The sequence below is a fragment of the Vibrio sp. M250220 genome (assembly GCF_036533795.1).
Lineage (GTDB): Bacteria > Pseudomonadota > Gammaproteobacteria > Enterobacterales > Vibrionaceae > Vibrio.
In genome coordinates this window covers 1-21,005 of the sequence record NZ_JATABI010000035.1, presented here as the reverse complement: position 1 = coordinate 21,005, position 21,005 = coordinate 1, and the positions used below count along the sequence as shown (strand labels likewise).

The 21,005-nt window shown below is 46.5% G+C and carries 18 protein-coding genes and 1 pseudogene; 7 read left to right on the top strand and 12 right to left on the bottom strand.

Annotated features, from left to right (window positions below; all coding sequences use genetic code 11):
• Positions 1–22: 22 nt before the first annotated feature.
• A complete protein-coding gene (locus QTN94_RS12870) occupies positions 23–1,129 on the bottom strand; it encodes a M20/M25/M40 family metallo-hydrolase (RefSeq protein WP_331416976.1) in 1,107 nt (368 codons plus the stop codon).
• 441 nt (positions 1,130–1,570) lie between these two features.
• Here QTN94_RS12870 and hppD point away from each other — a divergent pair, with 441 nt between their 5' ends.
• The 4 genes from hppD to maiA are packed head-to-tail and all read left to right on the top strand — an operon-like array spanning position 1,571 to position 5,435.
• Complete coding sequence (gene hppD / locus QTN94_RS12865; protein WP_331427854.1) at positions 1,571–2,644, top strand: 4-hydroxyphenylpyruvate dioxygenase; 1,074 nt, start codon at positions 1,571–1,573, stop codon at positions 2,642–2,644.
• Positions 2,637–3,770: a homogentisate 1,2-dioxygenase gene (locus QTN94_RS12860; RefSeq protein ID WP_331427853.1), complete on the top strand. Its 1,134-nt coding sequence runs from the start codon at positions 2,637–2,639 to the stop codon at positions 3,768–3,770. Before hppD ends, QTN94_RS12860 begins: the two co-directional genes overlap by 8 nt.
• Before the next feature lie 11 nt (positions 3,771–3,781).
• Entirely contained in the window at positions 3,782–4,795 is a 1,014-nt protein-coding gene (locus tag QTN94_RS12855) for a fumarylacetoacetate hydrolase family protein (protein WP_331427852.1), read from the top strand.
• Positions 4,788–5,435, top strand: coding sequence for a maleylacetoacetate isomerase (gene maiA / locus QTN94_RS12850; RefSeq protein WP_331427851.1), 648 nt, complete (start codon positions 4,788–4,790; stop codon positions 5,433–5,435). The genes QTN94_RS12855 and maiA overlap by 8 nt, the downstream gene beginning before the upstream one ends.
• 81 nt (positions 5,436–5,516) lie before the next feature.
• Here maiA and QTN94_RS12845 read toward each other — a convergent pair whose 3' ends face one another.
• The 5 genes from QTN94_RS12845 to QTN94_RS12825 form a co-directional block, all read right to left on the bottom strand.
• Positions 5,517–5,702 carry a hypothetical protein gene (locus QTN94_RS12845; protein WP_269376873.1) on the bottom strand — a complete coding sequence of 62 codons (186 nt, stop codon included), beginning with the start codon at positions 5,700–5,702 and terminating at the stop codon, positions 5,517–5,519.
• A gap of 170 nt (positions 5,703–5,872) precedes the next feature.
• A complete protein-coding gene (locus tag QTN94_RS12840; protein WP_331416982.1) occupies positions 5,873–6,898 on the bottom strand; it encodes a tetratricopeptide repeat protein in 1,026 nt (341 codons plus the stop codon).
• Between the two features lie 154 nt (positions 6,899–7,052).
• Positions 7,053–7,721, bottom strand: a complete 669-nt coding sequence (locus QTN94_RS12835; protein WP_331427850.1) for an OmpA family protein — start codon at positions 7,719–7,721, stop codon at positions 7,053–7,055.
• A gap of 145 nt (positions 7,722–7,866) precedes the next feature.
• A complete protein-coding gene (locus QTN94_RS12830) occupies positions 7,867–8,550 on the bottom strand; it encodes a DUF2786 domain-containing protein (RefSeq protein WP_331427849.1) in 684 nt (227 codons plus the stop codon).
• 155 nt (positions 8,551–8,705) lie between these two features.
• Positions 8,706–9,392: a DUF3334 family protein gene (locus QTN94_RS12825; RefSeq protein ID WP_331427848.1), complete on the bottom strand. Its 687-nt coding sequence runs from the start codon at positions 9,390–9,392 to the stop codon at positions 8,706–8,708.
• 205 nt (positions 9,393–9,597) lie between these two features.
• Here QTN94_RS12825 and ydiJ point away from each other — a divergent pair, with 205 nt between their 5' ends.
• Positions 9,598–12,630 (top strand): D-2-hydroxyglutarate dehydrogenase YdiJ, encoded by a 3,033-nt coding sequence (gene ydiJ / locus QTN94_RS12820; RefSeq protein WP_331427847.1) that lies wholly within the window; start codon positions 9,598–9,600, stop codon positions 12,628–12,630.
• 68 nt (positions 12,631–12,698) lie between these two features.
• Positions 12,699–13,160: a methyltransferase family protein gene (locus QTN94_RS12815; protein ID WP_331427846.1), complete on the top strand. Its 462-nt coding sequence runs from the start codon at positions 12,699–12,701 to the stop codon at positions 13,158–13,160.
• 72 nt (positions 13,161–13,232) lie between these two features.
• On the opposite strand, the gene hutH is transcribed toward QTN94_RS12815, so the two are convergent.
• From hutH to hutC, 5 genes are all read right to left on the bottom strand, one after another.
• The gene (gene hutH / locus QTN94_RS12810) at positions 13,233–14,768 is read right to left on the bottom strand and encodes a histidine ammonia-lyase (RefSeq protein WP_331416987.1); all 1,536 of its coding nucleotides are present in this window, start codon (positions 14,766–14,768) and stop codon (positions 13,233–13,235) included.
• Between the two features lie 11 nt (positions 14,769–14,779).
• Positions 14,780–16,477 (bottom strand): urocanate hydratase, encoded by a 1,698-nt coding sequence (gene hutU, locus QTN94_RS12805; protein ID WP_331427845.1) that lies wholly within the window; start codon positions 16,475–16,477, stop codon positions 14,780–14,782.
• A 90-nt stretch (positions 16,478–16,567) separates the two neighbouring features.
• Complete coding sequence (gene hutG, locus QTN94_RS12800; protein WP_331427844.1) at positions 16,568–17,566, bottom strand: formimidoylglutamase; 999 nt, start codon at positions 17,564–17,566, stop codon at positions 16,568–16,570.
• Entirely contained in the window at positions 17,559–18,725 is a 1,167-nt protein-coding gene (gene hutI / locus QTN94_RS12795; protein WP_331427872.1) for an imidazolonepropionase, read from the bottom strand. The genes hutG and hutI overlap by 8 nt, the downstream gene beginning before the upstream one ends.
• A 155-nt stretch (positions 18,726–18,880) precedes the next feature.
• Positions 18,881–19,594, bottom strand: coding sequence for a histidine utilization repressor (hutC, locus tag QTN94_RS12790; RefSeq protein ID WP_331427843.1), 714 nt, complete (start codon positions 19,592–19,594; stop codon positions 18,881–18,883).
• Positions 19,595–19,695: 101 nt separating this feature from the next.
• On the opposite strand from hutC, the pseudogene QTN94_RS12785 reads away from it, so the two are divergent.
• A pseudogene (locus QTN94_RS12785) lies at positions 19,696–20,163 on the top strand (sporulation protein); the annotation flags it as partial.
• A gap of 5 nt (positions 20,164–20,168) precedes the next feature.
• Here the strand turns inward: QTN94_RS12785 and QTN94_RS12780 are convergent.
• Positions 20,169–21,005, bottom strand: an 837-nt coding sequence (locus QTN94_RS12780; RefSeq protein WP_331427842.1) for a DUF3187 family protein, incomplete at its 5' end; no start/stop codon positions are given.

The following is a 21,005-nucleotide window of genomic DNA, read 5'->3' as shown; positions in this document are numbered from 1 at the left end:
GTGGTCGCGGCTTTTTTTACGGTTAGTGTGTAAGGTAGTGTTGAACAAACTCACTTACTTTGACCATATCGTCAACGGCGATAAACTCTTCTGTGGTATGTACTTTTGCCATACCTGTTGAGATATTTACGGTGGTTAATCCTTTCGCATTGAAGTTATTTGCATCACTACCACCCCCAGTTCCTTTGGTGTAAGGCTTAGCACCAATCGCCTCAAATGATGCTTTAACTGCTTCGATATGAGGGTGGTTATCAGCAATGACAAATGCGTTGTATGCGCGGGTTGAATCAATCTCTACTTGAGCACCATACTTATCGGCCGCTGCCTGAAACGTCTCAATCATATGCGATACTTGCTGGGAGAGTTTTTCATCATTTAGTGAGCGCGCTTCTGCGACCACTTTTAAAGAAGGCATAACGATGTTGGTCGCATTACCGCCTTGTACAATCCCGATATTAGCCGTTGTTTCGTGATCGATGCGCAGTAGCTTCATTTGAGTGATAGCATCTGCTGCGACTTGAATAGCGCTAATGCCTTCTTCTGGCGCCAAACCGGCGTGCGCAGGACGACCGATAAAGTTGGCGACGATTTTTTGCTGACCTGGAGCGGCATTGACTATGCTGCCAATCGGCCCTCCTGTATCGAGTACGATCGCTTTGTCTGACTGGATGTAAGACATGTCAAAGTGCTGAGAACCAAATAGTCCGCCTTCTTCATGAACAGTGAAAGCTATCTCGATGGTCTTGTGAGCTTGGTTAGCCGCTTGAATACAACGGACTGCTTCCATGATAGCTGCGATACCCGACTTGTCATCACCGCCAAGGATGGTATTCCCCTTAGAGCGGATAATGCCATTTTCGATGATAGGCTCAATACCAATTCCTGGGGTTACGGTATCCATGTGACAACTCAGTACGATGCTGTCGGCAAGTTCACCTTCCAAGCGAGCGTAGACGTTAAAGCCATTGGAGACATCTTGTGGGACAGCTAACTTATGTACGGTAAAGCCAAGCTCCCCGAGCTGCTCTGCTAGCGTTTCAGCAATTTGCTTTTCGTTGCGAGATTCACTGTCAATTTTGACAAGTTGAATAAAGTGTTCGACCAGACGTTCACGATTAATTTGAGTCATTGTTATACCTCGTTAGGAACAGAGGGGATTACCATATCTTGCTCAGCCGAGTCGCAAACTGCGCTACGTCAATCTATCGGTGACTCTGACAGGCTTTTTATCGTCAGGTATCTGTTGGGCTTATACATGTTCAGGTGATTATTTACTCGTTTTATCAAACACTAATGGCACGCACTCTTAGGTTCAGAACTCGATGTAGGCAAAGTTGAAAAATTCCTCATTCACGGCCGTTGATGCTTGAAATGTAAAATAAATGTTACTGTGCGGTTTTGTTTTAAGTTTTTGTTTTTAATCGTTAAAATTGGTTTTTAAATTCGCCGTTTACAGTTTTTGATTACATTTTCGTAACCTTGAAATTGCGCGTAAAGATTCATTTTTTGCTCGTGATAAGCCAAGTTATTGATAGATACATGGTCGTTACTAATACACGAGGGACATCAAATGAACGAAGCGTACAACCCATTAGGCACTGATGGTTTTGAGTTTGTCGAATACACAGCGGCAGATGAGAAGGGTATTCAAGACCTAAAGCAGTTGTTTAACTCACTTGGGTTTGCAGAAGTCGCAAAACACCGTTCTAAAGAGGCTTGGCTCTACCGTCAAGGTGACGTGAACTTTATCGTAAATGCTCAGCCACACAGTCAGGCTCATGCATTTGCTAAGGTACATGGTCCTTCAGTTTGTGGCATGGCCTTCCGAGTGAAAGATTCTTCGGTTGCGATGAGACAAGCACTAGACAATGGTGCGAAAGAGTACATCACTGAGATAGGTCCAATGGAACTCAGTATTCCAGCGATCTATGGTATCGGTGAGAGTCTGCTTTACTTTGTTGATCGCTACCAAGATGGCAGTATTTACGAAGTCGATTTCCGCTTTTATGACGATGCCAAACAACGTTTAGAAAAGATGGATGTCGGCTTGTACGAGATTGACCACTTAACCCATAATGTTAAGCAAGGCAATATGGATCTGTGGTCTGGATTTTACGAGCGTATCGGTAACTTCAGAGAAATCCGCTACTTCGATATTGAAGGCAAACTGACTGGCCTTGTCAGCCGTGCGATGACCGCGCCTTGTGGCAAGATCCGTATTCCAATCAATGAATCTTCTGACGACAAATCACAAATAGAAGAGTTTATCCGTGAATACAACGGTGAAGGTATTCAACATATCGCCCTAACGACGGATAACATCTATCAAACGGTACAGACACTTCGTGACCGTGGCATGGAGTTTATGCCGACACCTGACACCTACTATGAAAAGATCGATGGACGTGTGGAAGGTCACAGTGAAGACGTCGATAAGTTACGTGATCTGCGGATCCTTATCGATGGTGCGCCAATGAAGGATGGTATTTTACTTCAAATATTTACCCAGACGGTTATTGGTCCGGTGTTCTTTGAAATTATTCAGCGTAAAGGTAATGAGGGCTTTGGCGAAGGTAACTTCAAAGCCTTGTTTGAATCGATTGAAGAAGATCAAATTCGTCGTGGAGTACTAAACGATGCATAAATGGATAACATTCCCGCATCGGGAGGGAGTGTGCTCCAAGCAGGCACACGCTGACTTCCCGGAACAAGCGATTTATGAACGCGAAGCGGGGCGCAGTGGTTTCTTTGGCCCTGCCGCTCACTTCCATCACCAGCATGCCCCTACAGGTTGGAGTGATTGGCAGGGTGAGCTAAAACCTCGTGCGTTCAATTTCAACCAAGTGGAAGCCTCGATTCAGAACTCTCCATGGTCGGTACCTTACCTTCTGCATAACGCTAACTGTAAAGTTCGTATCTGGAAGCTCGATAGTGCGATGGAACACCTAGCACGCAACGCAGACGGCGATGAACTCTTATTCATTCATCAGGGCAAAGCCGATCTGTTTTGTGACTATGGACACCTTGAGGTGGTTGAAGGGGATTACGTGATGATCCCTCGCTCGACCACTTGGCGGCTTGAACCCCATGAGCCGATGTTCATCTTGATGATTGAAAACACGGATGCCGCTTATACCTTGCCGGAAAAAGGCATGGTTGGTAATCACGCTGTTTTTGACCCAGCAGTGCTCGACGTTCCGAAAATTGATCAGGCATTTAAAGATCAGTATTCAGAACAGTCGACACAAGTTTACATTAAACGTCATGAGCAGGTGAGCATCGTCACTTATCCGTTTAATCCACTAGATGCGATTGGCTGGCATGGTGACCTTTCTGTGGTACGAGTTAACTGGCGTGATATCAGGCCACTTATGTCGCACCGTTATCATTTGCCGCCGTCAGCGCATACGACATTTGTGGGGCAAGGATTTGTTATTTGCACATTTGTGCCAAGGCCTATTGAAAGTGATCCTGGGGCGTTAAAGGTGCCGTTTTACCACAACAATGATGATTACGATGAAGTGCTGTTCTACCACGCAGGGGATTTCTTTAGTCGCGACAACATTGAGGCGGGAATGGTGACCTTTCATCCCGCTGGATTTGCTCACGGCCCACATCCCAAGGCCTTTAAAGCAGGGCAGGAGTATAAGAAGAAATTCACCGATGAAGTGGCAGTGATGATCGATACCCGTCATGCACTCGAAATTAGTGAGCACGCACGTCAGGTTGAAAATGAGCAGTATATCGATAGCTGGAAAGAACAAAAATAAGGGCAAATAGAATGAAGTTAGCAAGCCTAAAAAATGGCAGCCGAGATGGCTTATTGGTTGTTGTGAACAAATCACTCACTCATTGTGTCGCGGTGCCAGAAATCGCACAGACAATGCAGCAAGCACTGGATGACTGGCAGCGTGTTGAGCCACAGTTAAATGAAATGTACATCGCATTGAATAACGGCGAATTGACCAACGAAATGGTTTTCTCGACTCTGCAGTGCGAATCACCGTTACCAAGAGCCTACCAGTGGGCAGATGGCTCAGCCTATGTCAATCATGTTGAATTGGTGCGTAAGGCGCGTGGCGCGGAAATGCCGCCAAGTTTCTGGACCGATCCTCTAATGTATCAGGGTGGGTCGGATGCCTTTATTGGCCCGTGTGATGATATTACGGTCGTTGATGAAGCATGGGGCATCGATTTTGAAGGTGAGGTTGCCGTTATCACCGGTGATGTACCAATGGGAGTCAGTGTTGAAGAGGCTGCTCAGTCAATCAAACTTGTCATGCTCGTCAATGATGTTTCGTTACGCGGTTTGATTCCAAACGAGTTAGCAAAAGGATTTGGTTTCTTCCAATCTAAACCTTCGTCTGTTTTTTCTCCGGTTGCGGTCACACCTGATGAATTGGGCAGTGACTGGGATGGTGGCAAGGTCAATCTGCCACTATTAAGTTTTTACAACAATGAGCCGTTTGGATGCCCTAACGCCGGTGTGGATATGACATTTGAGTTTCCACAGCTCATTGCGCATGCTGCTATGAGTCGTCCACTGTCTGCCGGTGCGATTATCGGTTCGGGGACGGTGTCAAACAAACAGGGAACAGAACATGGTACCGCCATTGCCGAAGGTGGCGTGGGTTACTCGTGCATTGCAGAAGTGCGAATGATAGAGACGATTCGTGATGGTTCACCTTCTACTGGGTTCATGCAGTTTGGTGACCGGATCAAAATAGAAATGCTTGATAACGATGGGCACTCGATTTTTGGTGCAATTGACCAACAAGTGGTTAAGTATGGGTGATCGTATTTTATATGGTTACTGGCGCTCATCTGCGGCCTATCGAGTCCGAATTGCCCTCAATCTTAAGGGGCTCGACTATCAGCAGCGATCCATTCATTTGATTAAAAATGGTGGAGAACAGCACTCGACCGATTTTAAGCGTCTCAACCCCAATCAATTGGTACCCGTTTTTATTGATGGTGAGATGCGGCTTAATCAGTCCTTAGCGATTATCGACTATCTCGATGAGAACTATCCGGAAGTGTTGTTGACGCCAACGGACCGAGCATTACGTTATCAGGTTAAGGCAATGGCTCATGATATTGCGATTGATGTTCATCCGCTCAATAACTTGCGCGTTTTACAGTATCTTTCTCAAACACTCAACGTCACGGACGAAGAGAAATCATCATGGTATGCCCATTGGATAATGAAAGGGTTTGATGCTCTAGAGCAGAGGCTAAAACTGACACGAGGGCGCTACTGTGTCGGAGACGATGTTAGCTTGGTTGATGTCTGTCTCGTTCCACAGGTTTACAATGCCAAGCGGTTTAAGGTTGATCTCTCCGCGTATCCGAACATTACTCAAGTGACGGCGTCACTTAATAAGCTTGCGGCGTTTGAACAAGCCGCTCCTGAGTCACAATCGGATGCAGATTAGCCGCCAGTTACTGAGAGACTAAAAATACAAAAGCCACCGTCATTCGGTGGCTTATTTACATCGCTGGAGACACAATGCTGACTAGCGTAGAGCGCTAAGTTGTCGCTCTCTATGCTGTAACTCTTCAATGTTAAACTGACGAACATCAAGAGTCGCTAGGTCATTGCACTCTTTACATGAATGGTGACATTTTCCGTCGACGTAATCATGTTTGGTTAGCATGTTTGGTTTCTTACACCAGTCGCACACGCCTTCAATAGTAAACATATACTCTCCCCACCTTAATTTTTTTAGGTGCTATTTTCGCCGTGGAGTATGACACAAACTACGCGGTTTGGTTAAGCATTTGTTACGTGTATTGGGAAGGAGATCGATTGCGCAGCCTTGTGTTTTAAACGCTGAAAAGGTAAGTGAAATATTTTAAAATTGAAATGTAACTATTTATTAACACTTGAAAGAATTATTTTCAACGCTTGATTCAAACGCTTCATTTCTTCTTCACTGCCTTTGAGATCTGGGTGGTAGATTTTACACAGTTGCTTGTATCTTAACTTGATCTCTTTTTCGGCGGGTATCTTGCTTGGGTTAAAGCCAAAAAGGGCACACGCTAGCGTTAGGGGCTTCTCACTGTGACTCTCTGTGACTACCGGCTTGGTATTTTCTTGCTGTTTTTTGATATGGCGATACATGACTTCCATTTGTCGTTTTTGCTGCTTGAGAATATCTTCCTTGCGCTTGAGTTCTCGTTCAAGTTTGAGCTGCTGTTGTTGCGTGTCTGACTCGGTGGTATTGGCGGCCTTTCGGAGCGTTTGGTTCTTTCGCAATAGCCAGCCGACAAGAGTGAGACTCACCAATAGCAATGCGGATAGAGCATATACCAGACTGTTTGCCGCTTGTTGGCTTTGCGATACAGACTTTGCTGTTGGACTCAATTCGATTTCTTGGTGATCAAATGCCACTTCAAGCTGATCAATAGCGGCCACTTGTTTCGCTCTTCGGGCATTAAATTGCTCTTCTAGAATACGAGCATAGGCGTTTTCTGCGTTGGGATCGTTCTTCGCGGCTTCGAGATACCAGATCTCAGCAAGGTCCAAATTATTGGGTGGCTGCTGCAAGTTTTCGTATAGCTCACCGAGAAGACGAGGCGCTTGGGGATCTCCCTCAAACGCGGCTTTGTTCAACCAAAAAATCGCTTTTTCAACATCGGGGTTCGTTCCAACACCGTTTAGGTAAGCACGCCCTAGATAAATCGCCGCAGATGAGTTGCCACTTTCGGCCGCTTGCTGATACCAATAAAATGCCTCTGAGTCTGAGCGTTCGATACCATTGCCTTGGCTATACATCTCAGCCAGCTCAAGCTGAGCGTGGACATTGTTGTTTTGGGCACTTTTGATCAGCTCTTCTACCGTTTGGGCATAGCTAAAGGCGGACAACGCTAGCAGTAGAAGGGGAAGGATGCGCAAATTAACCTCTGGACATGATTGGCAAGCAGGCAGTATTTGCTAAGTATATCAATTACTCAGTAAAAATTGATAACAATTGAACATATTTGAGGTGATGGATATAAAATTGGCTTCCGGAGAAGCCAATAGAAATGGTCACGTTGAGAAAGGCAGATTACTTAAGAGGTAGGATCTGGATTTCTACACGGCGGTTACAAGCTCGGCCTTCCGCGGTGCTATTTGAACACAGAGGGTAGCGCTCACCATTACCACGTGCGACTGCACGACCTGCAGCAACACCTTGAGATACTAGGTAAGAGCGAACAGATTCAGCGCGACGTTCAGATAGAACTTGGTTTGTGGTGTCACTACCGGTGCTGTCTGTATGGCCGTCAATTACTAAGCTTGTATCTGGGTATTCAACAAGAATTTGTGCAACGCCGCGTAGCGTGTTGTGGATGCTTGGGTCTAGTTGGTAAGAGCTCGACTGGAAGCCAATGCCGTTTTCAAGGCGAAGCAGAAGTTGGTTCTCACCAACACGTTCAACTTGAACACCAGAATTGAGAAGCTGTTTGCGTAGTGCGGCTTCTTGCTGGTCGAAGTAGTAGCCCACACCACCACCCACTGCTGCACCACCCGCAGCGCCAATGAGCGCATGTTTACGACGTTCTTTTGCATCATCGCCGGTCGCTAGACCAACTGCTGCGCCTGCGATGGCACCAATCAATGCCCCTTTGGTCGCAGAGTTAGTCTCTGATTCACCGGTAGTGGCATTTTGGCGTTGCGTTGCCTGACAGCCAGAAAGTGCGATTGCTACTGCTAGAGCAAGTGTGATTTTTTTCACGATAACATCTCCGTGTATCATTATATTTTAAGCCAGACCCATGTCCGGTTTTTGGATGACAGTGAATAAACCTGATGGCCTTTATTATGTCAATTTTATCTAGCTTATTTGACCAAAGATTAACGGTAGCTGAACGAAGATTGCACTATCTGAGCATTTTGGGCGCTTGTGCACCATCGATAGGGCGGTTTACAGAAACGGTGCGACCTTTCTTCAGACCAACTTCATAATCTTCAGTCAAGTTCTTCATCGCCTCTCTTAATTGCTGCTTAAACGTTTCGCGATCGATGTTTTTAAACTCTTTGTCGATGTAGTCGTCGATCTTCTTCGCTGATTCTTCATCTGGACTGATGATAGGCAGCTTTTCCAGAGCGCCTTCTACCCAGCCTGATAAGAATGAGTTAACTCGGCGAGTGACTTTACTGGCGGGTGTCCCTGTTCCTGCAAAACCATTACGGAAGCGGCCAGTTTGTTCGTTCATCTCTCGATAAATAATATCAAATGCGAAGGCAGCAAAGATAGCGCGGTCCGCTTCACCGATAAACTCTACACGTTTGAGGCCTTTATGATTAAGTAGTACTGCTTCGACACCAAACTTAGTGTTGATGCCACGAATGATGCGTAACAAGTTTGAAGTGACACTGGTTGGAAGTAAGTGGGTCGATTGTGTTTTGCCCATTTTGATAAACTCGATATCGTCCTTATCGAGGCCATATTTGAGCATTAGACGATGAGCCATTTTGATCGCATTGGCTGCTTCGTTGACGTTGGCAGAGTTACCAAGCTCTAAACATTTGGCAATTTTTTTGAGGGCTTTTTGTTTATCCATCGACCGCTGTATGTCTCACATATTTAGCAAAGTCGGACATTTTAACGTTTTCCGCTCAAAAACGGAAATACGTTGTAGTTATATAATGAGTCGGTGTGAAAAAGTCGCCACCGTATCAGGGTGGCGATGCCTGGCTGGTAATTGAGTTGGCGAGGTTAGATGCCTAACTCATCAAGCAGGTCGTTAGCGTTGCTTTCTTCACCCGCTGAGCTTTTAGTCTCTTTGCTTGCTTTCATCTTCTGTTGAGTCTGCTCCAGAATTGTATCCGGGCAATCGTCCTCAGCTGCTTCAAATTCCTCAAGCTGAATGAACTCAGTTTTGTCCATTGCTAGCTCTAAGTAAAAAATGTTGCCCTGCTCAGTTGAGAAGGTAACACGGCGTGCTTGTGGGCGATCAAGATTGGTATCGACAGACAAATTCACTTGCTTGTTTAAAGAGAGCATCTTTGGCTGGTTTTGAGTAATGTGTGTTTGCAGGTCTTTGCGTACTTGGTTGGTAAAGTGACCAACCAGTTGGTTCATCAATTCACCCAGAACATCTGCCACTTCATCTGAGGTATGCAGCACAGCAAGTTCTTCGTCGGGCATTCCCATGTTTCGCATATAGTTTGTGTAGACTTCGAGTGCCGCTTTTGCAGTGAAGTTAATCACGACTAACCCTGAGAACCCTCCGTCAAACAGTACAAAACAGCCAAAGTCAGGTTTAAGGCTGGTCTTGGTAATTTTCTGCACCATTGCAGAGTAGGTAACATTTGAGCTCGTTGCAGAAGTTAGAACACCTGAAACGGACTGACATAACTTTAATAGAATGTCTTCGGTGGTGACGATTTTATTTTTTTTCATGGATGATTCGCTCATAGAAACACTTTAAATTGGATTGATTATTTATAAGTGTGGGAAAAAAATGCGATAACTTCCATTCTGACATTGCATTTCTGTTTTGATCACCCTTTTAAATGTTGTAAAGTGACCTGATTCAAATAATAGTTTTTTACACTTTAGCGAACCCAGTGCTGATAGGATCGGCGTCGTAGGGGGCAGGAAGCAAATGTTACCAAGATTAGATTCTCAATCGGATGTGGATCCGATCGTACTCACCTTTCTCGAACAACTCAAAGCGAATGGTTTTAGTGGCGATATTGAAAGTCAGTATTCAAGTCGATTAGCCGTATCTACCGATAACAGTGTTTATCAGCAGTTACCTCAGGCAGTTGTTCATCCTAAAACAACTCAAGACGTTGCGTTAATTGGTAAGTTAGCCATTCAGTCTCAATATGAACGAGTCACCTTTTCTCCGCGTGGTGGTGGTACAGGCACCAATGGTCAATCCTTGACGAAGGGGATTGTGGTGGATTTGTCTCGCCATATGAATAAGGTACTGGAGATTAACGAAGCGGAAGGCTGGGTTCGCGTACAAACAGGTGTTGTTAAAGACCAACTGAATGATGCTGTACGCCCTTATGGATACTTTTTCTCTCCAGACTTATCAACCAGTAACCGAGCCACACTAGGTGGTATGATTAACACCGACGCTTCAGGTCAGGGTTCTCTTAAATACGGCAAAACGTCTGATCATGTGTTGTCTGTGCAAGCCGTATTTGCAGACGGTTCATGTTTGGAGTCGGATCTGTCACATGGCATGCCTACAGAAGGTGAGTATGCCTTTGATGCTTACAACACGACGGAGCGAATTTGTCGTGAAAAACGCCAACAGATCGAAGAGAAGTTTCCACCACTCAACCGTTTTCTAACAGGTTATGACCTGAAAAATGCATTAGATACCGAGACGGATCAATTCAACTTTACACGAGTGTTATGTGGCGCAGAAGGTTCATTAGCCTTCATCACTGAAGCGAAGCTGAATTTAACGCCAATTCCTAAAGCGCGCACTCTAGTCAACATCAAGTATAGCAGTTTTGATTCCGCGTTACGTAACGCGCCGTTGATGGTCGAAGCCAAGGCGCTTTCGGTCGAGACGGTTGACTCGCGAGTTCTTAATCTGGCTAAACAAGATATTGTTTGGCATACCGTTAGTGATCTATTGACGGATGTTCCTGGCAAAGACATGCAGGGCATCAACATGGTTGAGTTCGCAGGGCAAGATGTTGAGGAAGTTGAGCAACAGGTGAAGGCCTTATGTCAACGACTCGATGACATGCTTGCGAATGAAGAAGCGGGCATTATTGGCTATCAAGTGTGTGATGATGTGGCGAGTATTGGTCGTATCTACAACATGCGTAAAAAAGCGGTTGGCCTACTTGGTGCGGCGAAAGGAAGAGCAAAACCAGTCGCCTTTGCTGAAGATACCTGTGTGCCACCAGAAAATCTTGCGGACTTTATCGGTGAGTTTCGCGAATTGCTCGATGCCAAGTCTCTGAATTACGGCATGTTTGGTCACGTTGACGCTGGTGTGTTGCACGTTCGACCAGCGCTGGATTTGTGCGATCCGAAGCAAGAAGCATTGATGCATCAAGTCTCTGACGAAGTCGTCAAGCTGGTGGCTAAGTATGGTGGTTTGATGTGGGGTGAGCACGGTAAAGGTTATCGCTCTGAATACGGACCAGAATTCTTCGGTGAAGAATTGTTTGCTGAGCTGCGCCGTGTCAAAGCGGCTTGTGACCCACACAATAAGATGAACCCGGGCAAAATCTGTACTCCGATTGACAGCAATGAAGAGCTGGTTAAGGTGACGGATGTTAAGCGTGGTTACTTCGATCGCCAGATCGACGTAGAGGTACGAGATAGCTTCAAACAAGCGATGGAATGTAACGGGAACGGGTTATGCTTCAATTACGATACCTCATCGCCGATGTGTCCTTCTATGAAAGTAACCGCGGATCGTCGCTATTCACCTAAAGGTCGTGCGGGAATGGTGCGAGAGTGGTTGCGACAGCTAACAGAGCAAGGGGTTGATATTCTTGATCTCGAAAAGCAGACCCTAGAAGATAACTCAACCATCAAGACGATGATTGAAAGGGTGCGCAACACTCTCAATAAGCGTCATGAGTATGATTTCTCTCATGAAGTTTATGAAGCGATGAATGGATGTCTCGCGTGTAAAGCGTGTGCCAGTCAATGCCCAATCAAGGTTGATGTACCTAGCTTCCGCTCACGCTTCCTAAATATTTACTACTCTCGTTACCAGCGTCCAGTGAAGGATTACCTAGTTGCGAACATCGAAACCATGTTGCCCGTTTTGGCTAAAGCGCCAAAGCTGGTCAATGGCGCGCTGAAACAGCAGTGGGTTCAAGACTTAACCGCTAAATCAGTCGGCTATGTTGATTCGCCGCTCTTGTCTGTTCCTACTCTGGCTCAGCGCACATCGGCACTCAAAGCTTTTGACCTTCAACAACTTGCCGCGATGTCCAAAGAGGATAAAGCAAACCACGTTGTTATCGTTCAAGACCCATTTACCAGTTATTACGACGCGCAAGTGGTCGAAGATTTTGCTTCATTGGTCGCGAAACTTGGCAAGACACCAGTGCTATTGCCGTTTAAACCAAATGGTAAAGCACAGCACGTTAAAGGTTTCCTTAAACGTTTCGCGCAGAGTGCTTCGAACACCGCAGCGTTTCTTCAGCAAGTGGCGGATGTTGGCGTACCACTCGTGGGTGTCGATCCGGCGTTAGTTCTTTGCTATCGAGATGAATATCAGGAGGTGTTGGGTGATCAGCGAGGTGATTTCCAAGTACTGACGGTTCACGAATGGTTAGAACCAAAACTGGTTGAATTTGAACAACGTCCGGCGAGTGAAGAGCAACCGTGGTATCTGTTTGCTCATTGTACTGAAAAAACAAAAATGCCTAACGCTGAAAAAGAGTGGGGAGCTATTTTTGCTCACTTCGGCGCCAAGTTAAACACTGTGGCGGTTGGATGTTGTGGTATGGCTGGTACGTTCGGCCATGAGGTCGACAAGCTGCAAATGTCGAAAGATATCTATGGCTTAAGTTGGAAACCCCGTTTGCAGGATTTGCCAAAAGATCGCTGTCTGATCACGGGTTACTCATGCCGCAGTCAGGTTAAGCGATTTGAACAGGTCAAAACGCAGCATCCTTTGCAAGCTCTGTTGCAGATTGTTTAAATCGAATAGCTCAGCGTCAAACGCTGAGCTATTTTTATTCTATACGATCTTATCTCTAGGGAGATTCCATGGACAAATTGGAACGTAAAATTCCACCTGTCGCGCTGTTTGTACTGTTTATTGTCGCGAGTAACCAGTTGAGTCATGAATTTCTCACTTTTCAGGTAAACCTTCCCCTCGGTGGCTTGCTGTTTGCTCTCTGCTTTTTCGTGGCTGGGTTTGTTGGTTTAGCGGGAATTTACGAGTTTCGCCGTGCTCAGACAACCGTAAGCCCGATAAAGGTCGACGATGCATCGACGGTTGTGGACTCTGGTATTTATTCTTACACGCGTAACCCAATGTACTTAGGGTTGTTTGTACTGCTGTTTGGTTATGCATATTGGCAACAAAATCTGCTAGCGATTGTGTTTAGCTTCGGCTTTATTGTGTACATGAATCGCTTTCAAATCTTGCCCGAAGAGAGAGCGCTAGAAGCACTGTTTGGTTCACAGTATCTGGACTACAAGCAACGAGTAAGGCGTTGGATATAAAGGTTTGTTAGCCCTAAAAACGATAAAGCCCCTACTTATACAAGTAGGGGCTTTGTTTTTAACCCTTAGTCCTTAAGCAATACTTGGTAGAATCGCTTCTGGCATTAGGTGATTGTGAACCGCCATCATAAGCAGTGAGTTTGCCGCTTCAATATCTGGAGCGAAGTAGCGATCTTTATCGTAGAAGCTAACTTTCTCACGTAGGATCTGTTTCGCCTCCTCAATTCTCGCTGATGACTTGTTTGGTGCGCGGAAGTCTAATCCTTGCGCAGCTGATAAGTATTCAACCGCTAAGATGCCACGTGTATTTTCGGCCATATCACGTAGGCGACGACCAGCAAATGTCGCCATAGAAACATGGTCTTCTTGGTTGGCTGATGTCGGCAAACTGTCTACTGAAGCTGGGTGAGCCAAGGTTTTGTTTTCGCTTGCAAGCGCCGCAGAAGTTACTTGAGCAATCATAAAACCAGAGTTAACCCCGCCATTGTCAACAAGGAATGGTGGCAGTTTACTCAAAGCGCTGTCGATGAGCAGCGCCATGCGACGCTCAGATAGGCTGCCGATCTCTGCAATCGCTAGAGCGAGGTTATCGGCTGCCATCGCGACAGGTTCTGCGTGGAAGTTACCACCCGAAATAATGTCACCGTCATCTGCGAATACCAACGGGTTATCCGATACAGAGTTCGCCTCAGTCTGAAGAATATCTGCTGAATTACGGATCTGCTGTAAACATGCGCCCATAACTTGTGGCTGACAACGTAATGAGTAGGGATCTTGTACCTTTTCGCAGCAAGTATGCGATTCACCTATCTCACTCGTGTTGTCAAGCAGATGGCGGTATGCCGTTGCGGCGTCCATCTGGCCACGATGACCACGTACGCGGTGGATTCGTGGATCAAATGGACGACGACTTCCGAGTGCCGCTTCAACAGACATAGCCCCACACACAGTGGCTGAGGCGAAAAGGTCTTCTGCCGCAAACAGGCCTTCAAGAGCAAAGGCTGTTGATGCCTGAGTGCCGTTGAGCAGGGCAAGACCTTCTTTCGGTGCAAGAGTAATCGGCTCTAGACCTGCAATTTTCAATGCTTCGATACCAGAGATGATCTTGCCGTTGTGACGAGCTTGCCCTTCACCTAACAAGACGGTGCTCATGTGCGCAAGGGGAGCAAGGTCACCAGAAGCACCAACCGAGCCTTTTTGCGGTACACATGGATAGACTTGAGAGTTGACCAAGTCAATTAGCGCCTGGATGACTTTAAGGCGGATACCCGAGTAGCCACGTGAAAGGCTGTTGATCTTAAGAACCATCATCAAACGAACGGTTTCGTCAGACATAAACTCACCGATGCCAGCGGCATGTGAAAGCACGATACTTTTTTGTAGTGTTTCCAGATCCTCTGGTGCGATGCGTGTGTTCGCCAGTAGGCCAAAACCTGTATTGATACCGTAAACAGTGCGATCTTCCGCAATCACCTGTTCTACCACTTTGGTACTCTCGTCTATGGCAGGGATTGCCTCTGGGTCAAGAGTCAGGTTGATTGGTGAACGGCTGATTTTACGTAGCACTGGTAGGCTAAGTTGTCCCGGCTTAAGCGTTAGATTCAACATCTTCATCATCCTTATTTAAGCTTCTTTAGTTCTTCGTTAAGCATTGGCAAATCAAGCCCTTGATCGGCGGCACATTGTTTTGCAATCTCGTAACCCGCGTCTGCATGGCGCATTACGCCCGTTGCAGGGTCGTTGTGCAATACGCGTGCGATACGCTCTGATGCGTCCTGACTGCCGTCACAACAGATCACCATGCCTGAGTGTTGAGAGAAGCCCATACCAACCCCACCACCGTGATGAAGTGAAACCCAAGTGGCTCCCCCAGCAGTGTTTAGCAGAGCGTTAAGCAGTGGCCAATCCGACACCGCGTCTGAACCGTCCATCATGCCTTCTGTTTCACGGTTCGGACTCGCTACTGAACCAGAGTCTAGATGGTCGCGGCCAATGACGATAGGGGCTTTAAGTTCGCCATTCTTAACCATTTCATTGAATGCTTGACCTAGACGCTCACGATCTTTCAGACCTACCCAACAAATTCGTGCCGGGAGACCTTGGAACTGAATACGCTCTCTCGCCATATCGAGCCAGTTGTGAAGATGAGGATTATCTGGGATCAACTCTTTTACTTTTTGATCTGTTTTGTAGATATCGTCTGGATCACCAGAAAGCGCTGCCCAACGGAAAGGACCAATACCTTCACAGAATAGAGGGCGAATATATGCCGGTACGAAACCAGGGAAATCAAAGGCATTCTCTACACCTTTTTCCAATGCCATTTGGCGGATATTGTTGCCGTAGTCGAGTGTTGCGGCGCCGCGTTCTTGAAGCGTCAACATCGCTTTAACTTGAATCGCCATTGATTCTTTGGCTGCGTTGACCACGGCGGCTTCATCTTTTAGACGCATTACAGCAGCATGTTCCATAGACCAACCAATCGGCAAGTAGCCATTCAACGGATCGTGAGCAGAGGTTTGGTCAGTAACAACATCTGGTGTGATGTTACGTTCAACCAACTCAGGGAAGATGTCGGCAGCGTTGCCTAGTAGACCGACTGATACAGGGGTATCCGACTCATAGATGATAGCAAGCGCTTCATCCAGACTTGTTGCCTTTTTATCAACGTAACCAGTACGCAGACGGTAGTCGATACGTGACTCGTCACATTCCACGGCAATCATTGAGAAACCTGCCATAGTCGCAGCTAGAGGTTGAGCACCACCCATACCGCCAAGACCACCAGTCAGAACCCAGCGACCGTTTGCGTTACCGTCAAAGTGCTTTTTCGCAACGGCGACAAAAGTCTCATAAGTACCTTGAACAATACCTTGTGAACCGATGTAGATCCAACTGCCAGCGGTCATCTGACCGTACATCATCAGACCTTGTTTATCTAGCTCGTTAAAATGCTCCCAGTTCGCCCAATGAGGCACTAAGTTTGAGTTTGCGATTAACACGCGCGGTGCATTTTTATGAGTCGGGAACACGCCGACAGGTTTGCCTGACTGAACGACAAGAGTTTGGTCTTCTTCTAGGCGCTCTAGCACTTCAACGATTTTATCGTAACACTCCCAGTTGCGCGCAGCGCGACCGATACCACCATACACGACTAAAGAATGCGGATGCTCGGCAACGTCTGGATCTAAGTTGTTCATCAGCATGCGAAGCGGGGCTTCTGTTAGCCAAGATTTTGCTCTCAATGTCGTGCCGTGTGGCGCGCGAATGGTTCTATTCGTATCGAGACGCTTATCTTCTACTTGGCGTTCCGTCATGGTAAGACTCCTTGTGGTTCACGTTGTTCAGGCAAAAAGGGGGCTAGGGCGCTTATGCACCGTTAACACTAGCCTCTGCCTGATGGATTATTATTTTTCGGAAAAAGCGTTTGCTATGTCCCAGCAGAGTCGAGCCGCTAGACGTGCTGTCTGGCTGTCGACATCATAAGTTGGGTTGTATTCGGCAATATCCGCTATGACCAGTTTTTGCTTGTAATGCAGAATTCGTTCAATAAATGGCGCGAGAATATCGATACTGACTCCACGCGCTGCTGGCGCACTCACTCCAGGGGCCGTCGCCGCAGGGAAGACGTCCAGATCTATGGTCAGGTAGATGTAGTCACACTTATCGATAAAATGCTGTAACTGAGTTAGGTGATAGACGTGGTTTAAATGAGCGAGGTCTTTATCCTCGACGTACCACACATCCAACTCATCTGCTCGATTAAATAGTGCTTCGGTGTTGCTCGCGCGGCTAACACCTAAACATGCGTAATGAAACGGCCAATCGTGAGTCGCACAGTAGCGCTGGATTTGATTAAACGGGGTTCCTGAACTCGGCTTAACTTCCGCGTGTTCACTCTCGAAAGCGCGAAGATCAAAGTGAGCGTCGAAGTTGATGATGCCGATTTTTGGTGGTTTGGCTGGGTTTAGAAATTCAAAGTACTTCGCCAGCCCCTGAAATGAAGCCCAAGCGACTTCGTGCCCCCCGCCTAAAGTGATCACAGGCGTTGATTTTAAAGCCGTGGCAATGATGTCAGCACATTGAGCCTGACTTTGCTCGAGTAAGTCGTCATCACAAATGACATTGCCTAAGTCGATTAAGGCACTCTGTTTGTGCCACGCCATATTTGCTAGGGCTCGACGAATGAGATCTGGAGCTTTACGTGCGCCAATACGCCCTTTGTTGCGAGCGACGCCAGCATCACTACAAAAGCCTAACAAGCTTACAGCATTGTGATACGGCTCGAGCTCATCAACTCTGAGCTGTTTAATCACATGATGAACACGCTTACCGAGTGCGCCATCTTCCGCATCGTGGCGGCCTTGCCAATGAAAATCTTGGTTGGTAACGACATGATTAGACATGATCTAACTCTCCGGCAACAAGACGCGCGGCCAATCTCGGAGCGCCTTGGAAATAGCTAAACTCGGCAGGATGTTCAACATCCCAGATCGCCAAATCCGCATCAAAACCTGGGACAACTTGACCTCTGCTTTCACCGTAGCCCAGCGCTTGAGCAGCATTCGCAGTGACGCCACGCAAGGTTTCTTCTGGTGTTAGGCCAAATAGTGTACAGCCCATATTCATCATCATAGTCAAATCTGCAAAAGGTGACGTACCTGGATTCAAATCCGTGGCAATCGCCATCGGCACGTTATGTTGACGAAGGAGCTCGATAGGCGGTAGTTGGGTCTCTTTTAGGAAGTAAAAAGCACCCGGCAGTAAGGTTGCGACCGTGTTTGATTGTGCCAGTGCGGCGACACCTTTCGAGTCGAGAAATTCAATGTGATCAGCAGACAGGCCGCCATACTTGGCAGTTAACTCTGTACCGCCAAGATTGGATAGCTGTTCGGTATGGCCTTTGATTTTTAGGCCATGCTCAATGGCTGTGACAAACACGCGTTCAGTCTGCTTTAGGTTGAACCCAATGGACTCACAAAATACGTCTACACTCGTCGCCAACTTTTCTTCGGCTACTTGAGGAATGATCTCTTGGCAGACGAACTCGATATAGTCGTCCGCACGTCCACTAAATTCAGGCGGCAAGGCATGTGCGGCAAGTAATGTGGTCGTAACACGAATTTTTCGGTGAGCTTCGAGAGCACGCGCAGCACGCAACATTTTGATTTCATCTTCTATCGTCAATCCATAGCCTGACTTCACTTCGACAGACGTCACGCCGCTAGCAATCAGCCCGTCTAAACGAGGCAATGCCAGTTCCGTCAGTTGATCAACACTGGCTGCGCGGGTTGCACGCACAGTAGACAGAATACCGCCACCTTGTTGAGCGATTTCTTGGTATGGAACGCCTTTGAGACGCTGTTCGAACTCGTCTGCACGGCTACCGGCAAAAACAAGATGAGTGTGACAGTCGATAAATCCCGGCGTGACCAGTTTCCCTTCACAATCAAATGTATTGATCTCAGAAGAGATAGCCGATTCGCTTAACGATAGGATTTGACCTTGTTTGATATGAATATTGCTCAGAGGCGAAATGGCATAGCCACGGCTCCCCTGAGTCATAGTGACTACTCTAGCGTTGGTTAAGATGATTTCATCAACAGAGGACTTCATAGTAATACTCATAATCAAATGTATATACAAATACTGATTCAAGTTTGCTAAATGATCAAGTGCAATGTTGCAAAAATGTGATCAGTCAAAAAGTATGAAATGCTCTAAGGAAGGAGAACTTTAGAGCTTAATTTGTATCTCGTGCCAGGATGATAGAGTAATGCAGTGCTGACGAGCTTTTCTTGGCTCCATGTTCTGCGGTTAAGCAGCAGACAAGGCTCATTAATCGCAAGGCGAAGCGCCGCACGCACGCTTTCGTCAGCAACGATAGCTTCAACCGTATGCTCTATTGCGCTGAGAGGACAGTTTTCTGATAAATATTGGTTGGGCGTGATCTGCGTAAAGTCTTGTTCTAAATAGTTGGGAGCATAACTTGCGTTCACCCAGCGCAACTCGAGTTGTATGGGGGATTTATCTTCAAAGTGAATGATTTCACTGTAGAAAACGTCACTACCTAACATGACACCTAGTTTCATGGCGACCACATCATCGGCGGTTAATGCCAGTTGTTTAACCACTTTACTGCTGTATGCTCTACCACGCTGTTCAACTTCTTTAGCGATGTTACGAATATCGAGTAATGGTGATTCCGCTTTGTCGTCTGGGGCACAAACAAACGTACCGAGGCGAGGGCGTCTGACTAAACGTCCTTCTGATACAAGGTCTCGTATCGCTTTATTTACCGTCATACGACTGACGTCAAACTGTTTCGTCAGTTCAAGCTCGGTGGTAATACGATGGCCGACAGGCCAATAACCTTGATCAATTTGCTCGACAATATACCGTTTGATCTGGAGATAAAGGGGAGAATTACTCATAATATTTAACTTTATAATTGACTATACAAATGGTTATACATTTGTGCCAAGATTGCAAGTATCGCCCCAATTTAAGCCAATGAATTGAATTCGAGCGTACGTTTTCTTACACCGTTAGTGAAGAAACGCCAATCACGGCGCTCAATGCATTAAAAAATCAGTGCCACGTTTGGCTAGAAACCACGTTGGATATTGATTTTGCCATCGATCCAAAAGATAGGGATTTTGTCGAAGTCAGACCTTTACCTGTGGTGGCAAAGATCCTTTCTGCAATCGAGCAGGCGGGTTTTGCAATGGTAAAAGCAGACGTAGAAAAAGGCTTGTTACGTGGCGGTAACTTTAGCTCAAAATCGGGCTGTTATCAGGAAATTGAGTTTCGTAACAGTGGCTTTATAAGTAGCAAAGAGATTGAGCTTTCGTTTGTATTAGAAGGTGCAACAGTGCATTGCTTAGCGGAAGTGGATCGCTCTTTGAGTGTCCGTGGTGATCAATATCTCTCATTTTCTCTCCAGCGCCAAGCTTCTGATGACGAAATTGCCGCGGCGGTGAACCGTATTCTCGCCGTCTAACGGGCCTACCCGCCGAAACGATATCGGAAGGCAACGCCAAACGCGATGTCAGTGCTATTGTCAGCGTTAAACATATTTTCTACCGCAGTGATCTCTACTGCGGTGTTTTTTAGCGTATAACGATAGCCGATAGTAAATTCGGTTGAAGGTTTTGAAAACTCGCCATTGTCTGTAGTGATCCCTTGATGGACATTAATTTGGCCGATAAAAGCATGGTGTTCAAACATCTGATACTGATAACTGCCGCCCATTGACCAAGTGGTACTGCGATAGGGCAATTGTGCAAAGACAGTCGGCGTATTGCGAAATGTGAATGCTAACGTGGTGTCTAAAGCGTGTTTATCTCTTCGGTAGCCGTAGTTGGCCTGTATCGCTTGTTCGAACTCTGAAGAGCTAAAAATACCGTGTTTGGTATCGTTGTAATAAAGCGATACTCCCACCGATAAACCGTGATGCTCTTGGGTAAACACCTGATACTGCAAATAACCAGTGATTGCATGACTGAGGGTTTCGCCGCGAAAATCTTCCAGTTCGATACCATACTCAGGCATGTTGATAACAAAGCGATTGTTATTGACCTCTTCTCTACCGTTCTGTTCCAGTGAAAACCAGTCATGAAAAGCGATGGTTAGGCCGTCAAGGTGATTGTTCCCAGCATAATTCCATCGGTAATGTAGGTCGAGTTGCCAGAGAGGATCGAGTTGCCATTTAGCACCAAACGCGAGTTGATTTTGATAGTAATCGAGCTCGTAGCTTGCGGTAACGGCCCAAATACTGGAAATGGTACCGGAAGTGTAGATCTCGCTTTGATCGTCTTGCAGTGAGAAACCAGAGCGTAACTG

Excerpts from the sequence above, each read along its gene's own strand:
- QTN94_RS12870 (WP_331416976.1), bottom strand. The coding sequence starts at position 1,129 with ATGACTCAAATTAATCGTGAACGTCTGGTCGAACACTTTATTCAACTT.
- hppD (WP_331427854.1), top strand. The coding sequence starts at position 1,571 with ATGAACGAAGCGTACAACCCATTAGGCACTGATGGTTTTGAGTTTGTC.
- QTN94_RS12860 (WP_331427853.1), top strand. The coding sequence starts at position 2,637 with ATGCATAAATGGATAACATTCCCGCATCGGGAGGGAGTGTGCTCCAAG.
- QTN94_RS12855 (WP_331427852.1), top strand. The coding sequence starts at position 3,782 with ATGAAGTTAGCAAGCCTAAAAAATGGCAGCCGAGATGGCTTATTGGTT.
- maiA (WP_331427851.1), top strand. The coding sequence starts at position 4,788 with ATGGGTGATCGTATTTTATATGGTTACTGGCGCTCATCTGCGGCCTAT.
- QTN94_RS12845 (WP_269376873.1), bottom strand. The coding sequence starts at position 5,702 with ATGTTTACTATTGAAGGCGTGTGCGACTGGTGTAAGAAACCAAACATG.
- QTN94_RS12830 (WP_331427849.1), bottom strand. The coding sequence starts at position 8,550 with ATGGATAAACAAAAAGCCCTCAAAAAAATTGCCAAATGTTTAGAGCTT.
- QTN94_RS12825 (WP_331427848.1), bottom strand. The coding sequence starts at position 9,392 with ATGAAAAAAAATAAAATCGTCACCACCGAAGACATTCTATTAAAGTTA.
- ydiJ (WP_331427847.1), top strand. The coding sequence starts at position 9,598 with ATGTTACCAAGATTAGATTCTCAATCGGATGTGGATCCGATCGTACTC.
- QTN94_RS12815 (WP_331427846.1), top strand. The coding sequence starts at position 12,699 with ATGGACAAATTGGAACGTAAAATTCCACCTGTCGCGCTGTTTGTACTG.
- hutH (WP_331416987.1), bottom strand. The coding sequence starts at position 14,768 with ATGTTGAATCTAACGCTTAAGCCGGGACAACTTAGCCTACCAGTGCTA.
- hutU (WP_331427845.1), bottom strand. The coding sequence starts at position 16,477 with ATGACGGAACGCCAAGTAGAAGATAAGCGTCTCGATACGAATAGAACC.
- hutG (WP_331427844.1), bottom strand. The coding sequence starts at position 17,566 with ATGTCTAATCATGTCGTTACCAACCAAGATTTTCATTGGCAAGGCCGC.
- hutI (WP_331427872.1), bottom strand. The coding sequence starts at position 18,725 with ATGACTCAGGGGAGCCGTGGCTATGCCATTTCGCCTCTGAGCAATATT.
- hutC (WP_331427843.1), bottom strand. The coding sequence starts at position 19,594 with ATGAGTAATTCTCCCCTTTATCTCCAGATCAAACGGTATATTGTCGAG.